A 3915-nucleotide genomic window follows, 5' to 3' on the forward strand; every position below is an offset into this window, starting at 1 on the left:
CGGTCTAGGACCCGATTGCTCACCTTGACAGGATTCGAACCATCGACCTAATCCGCGCCGATGGCAGACACTTTGCCGTGGAAAATTCATTCTTGACAGATCATTCCAGAATTCCTATTTGGCTTGGCATGGCAAGGATCAAAGAGTTCGACAGAGAAAAGGCACTGGATGCGGCAGTGGGCGTATTTCGAGAGCACGGCTTCGAGGGCACGTCGACGGAGATGCTGGTGCGGGCAATGAAGATCGGCAGACAGAGCCTTTATGACACCTTCGGGGACAAGTGGGCGCTGTATCGCCTCGCGGTGGAACGCTACGCATTCGAGGAAACTGACGCGCATATCGCGATGCTGCGCGGCAAGCCGCGAGCTATTGACGGTGTTGCAGCGATGATCGAACGGGTCGTCGGAACCGCGAACCAGACTTGCCTTGGCGTCAATTCAATTTGCGAATTTGGCCAGAGTCGGCCAGACCTTGCAGAGGTCCATCGCGCCGCCGACCATCGGTTAAGACATGCAGCAAGTGAACGAGTCAGGCAGGCGCAGGAGGCCGGCGACGTGGATAACTCGTTGGCGGCAGATGCCGTAGTTGATTTCCTTTTCGCCAGTATCACCGGAATTCGTGTCGCTGCGCGCGGGGGTTCCGGCCGTGACCAGCTCGCATCGCTCGGGCGGTTGGCCCTCCGCGCGATTATGTAGCGGCACAAAAAATTTTGCCCAATTCTGGAACGATCAGTCAAGAAAGGAATACGGATGAAAGCTGTTGTTATGAACGGCATCGGGGATACCGATGTCATCGAGGTCGTGAACCATCCTGAGCCGGCCGCAACGCCCGGACATGTTCTCGTCGAAACTGCTGTGGCGGGCGTGAACTTCATGGACATCGGTGTTCGCCAGGGCATGGCCTGGACCGAAACTGCAAACCCGAAAATACTCGGGGTCGAAGGAGCCGGACGCGTGCTTGCTCTCGGCGAAGGCGTAACCGAGTTCGCGATCGGCGATCGCTTAGCCTGGGTTTACGCCCCAGGAAGTTATGCCGAACGCATTTCCATCCCGGCGACGGCGCTCGTGAAGATCCCTGATTATATCGACGACGAAACCGCGGCCTCGCTCATGATGCAAGGATTGACCGCCAGCCATTTTGCCACTGACTTTTATCCCGTGCGCCCCGGGGACACAGCACTCGTCCATGCAGCAGCTGGCGGTGTCGGCCTGTTGCTGACACAGATCATCAAGTTAAGAGGTGGGCGCGTTATCGGTCGCGTTTCGTCCCCCGACAAGGTTGAAATTGCCAAGCAGGCAGGGGCCGATGCAATTGTCGTAGACACGGAGGGAGACTTCGCTGAAGAAGTCCTGCGCCTGACTGAAGGCAAAGGCGTGGATGTCGTCTATGACGGCTCCGGCCCAAGGACCTTCAAGGGCTCGCTCGACGCTCTTCGCCGGTCAGGTACATTCTGCTGGTATGGCCCAGTGCTCGGAGGGCCTGGATCTCTGGATATCATGAGCCTGCCGAAAAGCATCAAGATCGGCTACGCGGTCTTTTCAGACCACATCCAAACTCCCGAACTCCTTCGCGCTCGGACCCGGCAGCTTTTCGATTGGATTCAAGATGGGTCTCTCAAGGTCAGCATCGGCGGGAGCTATCCCCTGACAGACGCTGCAAGGGCGCATGCTGACATGGCAAGCCGCCGCACGACCGGCAAGCTGCTGTTGATAGTGCGTCCAACAGTCCGATGAAGCCAATTGCCGTCGCTTGTTCGATCGCGGATGGTCATCTTCCAAACGGCCATGACACTCAAATCCCACCGACCGGAGATAAGAAATCATGACGTCGATCAACAATACCACCCACCTGTCGCAGATGCTCAATAATGCGTTTGCAAAATTCGACAGAGACGGAAATGGGGAACTCGATTCTGATGAATTCAGAGCATTCAACGAGATCCTGAAACCCGGCATCGCCGCGGACGAACAGGGGGACCCCACCGTCGACTACAGCGAACGCATGGGCCACGACGGCGACGGAATGGTCAGCCAGAATGAGATAAACACGACTGGCCTGCTGATGCCGGCGGCTCTCTGCGATCCGAGCCTGAAATCGATGCTCGACGACCTTCTTCTCAGAGCCGATCCCTCGGCGCTGGAGGCTGCGGCTCTACTCAAGGACGAAGCCGACAATTCTTGATGGCAAAAGGGAGCGACTGTTTGCGCAGTCGCTCCCTTTCCGATTTCCGGGCTATCTACCCTTGAAGACCGACGGCTGCGGCCAGCGCGGCCATAGGCGATGGTTCCAGCGAGGACGCGTCATAGACGCAAGGCGCTGCAAAGACGGCAAGCGCCAGCATGCCAGCGATCAGGCGCTTCATAGTACGCTCCGTGGATTTTTGAGACAGGTAGGCAAGATTCAGCTCGACCGCGATATTACCATGCGTGGCCTTCGAGTAGGGGCAGGTCTGATGGGCTTCCTCGACCAGCACGCGCGCCAGTTCCGGATCTATGCCCGGTAGGCTGATGTTTAAGCGCGCCTGCAGGCCATAGGCGTCTCCGGTCATGCCGAGATCGACTTCCGCGTCGATCGCGGTCTCCGCCGGCAACCGGATCTTGCGCTTGGCAGCGGCAAGACCCAGGGCGCCGATGAAGCAGGCGGACCAGCCGGCTGCAAAGAGCTGTTCGGGATTGGTGCCGGGCTTGCCGCTGCCCGGGAGCGAAAGCTTGACGTCAAGCCGCGCATCGTCGCTGCGCACCGCGCCGTCGCGACCGCCGGTAGTATGGGTCTTGCCGGTATAGAGGACCTTCTCGATCGTCGTCATGGAACACCCTTCGTTCTGTCGCATAGAGCGACGCTGTTGACAGGAGCGTTTTGCCGCCTCGACGTATCAGGCATGTTTCCAGAACAGGCAAAAATGTATCAGATCGTAGAGGATGCGCGCCGGGTTACCTTTTCATACAAATGTCCGACGAAACCGGGCTTTTTTCAGGGCAGCGATATTTCCGCGGCGAGCCCCCCGCCGGGGCGATTGTAGATCCGCACTGCGCCGCCGACCGAGACGGCAAGCTGCTGAGCGATGGCCAGTCCAAGCCCTGTACCCCCCGTGTCGCGATTGCGCGAAGTCTCGAGCCGATAGAAAGGCTGCATGACCGCTTCGAGCTTATCATCTGGAATACCTGGCCCGCGGTCGGAGACCGTAACAACGGTCTTTCCGCCGGCCGGCCGTTCGACATGGATCTCGGCAGCACCCGCGAACTTGAGGGCGTTGTCGATGAAGTTGGTCAGGATACGCCGCAACGCATGCGGCTTCGTCACAGCCGTGCCCTGGACGATGCCGGCAACCGTGACCGCCTTTCCAGTATCCTGGTAGTCGTAGGCGATGCTGTCGATAAAGGAAGACAGATCAATGCGAGATGTCTTTTCGCCACTGCCGTGAGAGCTGCGCGCATAGGCAACCCCATCCTGCACAAGCCGCTCGATCTCACGAAGATCGCTGACCAGCTTGTCTTTTTCGGGGGTATCGTCCGCCATGTCGGCGCGTAGCCGCATGCGTGTGATCGGCGTCTGCAGGTCATGCGAGATTGCCGCGAGGATCTGCACACGTTCCTCCAGGTAGTGGGCGATACGGTCACGCATGGCGTTGAAGGCGCGCGCTGCATTGGCGACTTCGCTCGGCCCGCTCTCGCTCAATGGGGACCCCATCTTGTTGGGATCGAGTGCATCGGCGGCTGCGGCGAGATCGCCAAGCGGGCGAACTGCCTGGCGCACCGCAAACCAGGTGCAGAGGATCAGCAGCACCATCTGTGCGGCAAACACATAGGGCAACCATTCGGCCAATGGCATGACGCCGCGCGGCGTCACGTCAATGGTGAGCGGTGAACCGTCTGAAAGCGTCAGATGTCCCTGCAGCCGCTTGCTGTCGCCTGGGAT

Annotated in this window: 4 protein-coding genes and 1 pseudogene; 3 read left to right on the forward strand and 2 right to left on the reverse strand. The window is 59.2% G+C overall.

Annotation, left to right across the window (positions count from 1 at the left end; genetic code table 11):
- The first annotated feature begins 128 nt into the window (after positions 1-128).
- The 3 genes from AC1D17_RS27970 (at position 129) to AC1D17_RS27980 (ending at position 2181) form a co-directional block, all read left to right on the forward strand.
- A complete protein-coding gene (locus tag AC1D17_RS27970) occupies positions 129-695 on the forward strand; it encodes a TetR/AcrR family transcriptional regulator (protein WP_477568492.1) in 567 nt (188 codons plus the stop codon).
- A gap of 54 nt (positions 696-749) precedes the next feature.
- Complete coding sequence (locus AC1D17_RS27975) at positions 750-1733, forward strand: quinone oxidoreductase family protein (protein WP_477568489.1); 984 nt, start codon at positions 750-752, stop codon at positions 1731-1733.
- A gap of 88 nt (positions 1734-1821) precedes the next feature.
- Complete coding sequence (locus tag AC1D17_RS27980) at positions 1822-2181, forward strand: EF-hand domain-containing protein (RefSeq protein ID WP_477568490.1); 360 nt, start codon at positions 1822-1824, stop codon at positions 2179-2181.
- Between the two features lie 211 nt (positions 2182-2392).
- Here the strand turns inward: AC1D17_RS27980 and AC1D17_RS27985 are convergent.
- Both AC1D17_RS27985 and AC1D17_RS27990 read right to left on the reverse strand, forming a co-directional pair.
- Positions 2393-2806 (reverse strand): annotated as a pseudogene (locus AC1D17_RS27985) (organic hydroperoxide resistance protein); the annotation flags it as partial.
- A 164-nt stretch (positions 2807-2970) separates the two neighbouring features.
- Positions 2971-3915: sensor histidine kinase (locus tag AC1D17_RS27990; RefSeq protein WP_477568491.1), on the reverse strand; the 945-nt coding region annotated here is incomplete at its 5' end.

Source organism: Pararhizobium sp. P1_E7, assembly GCF_056405855.1.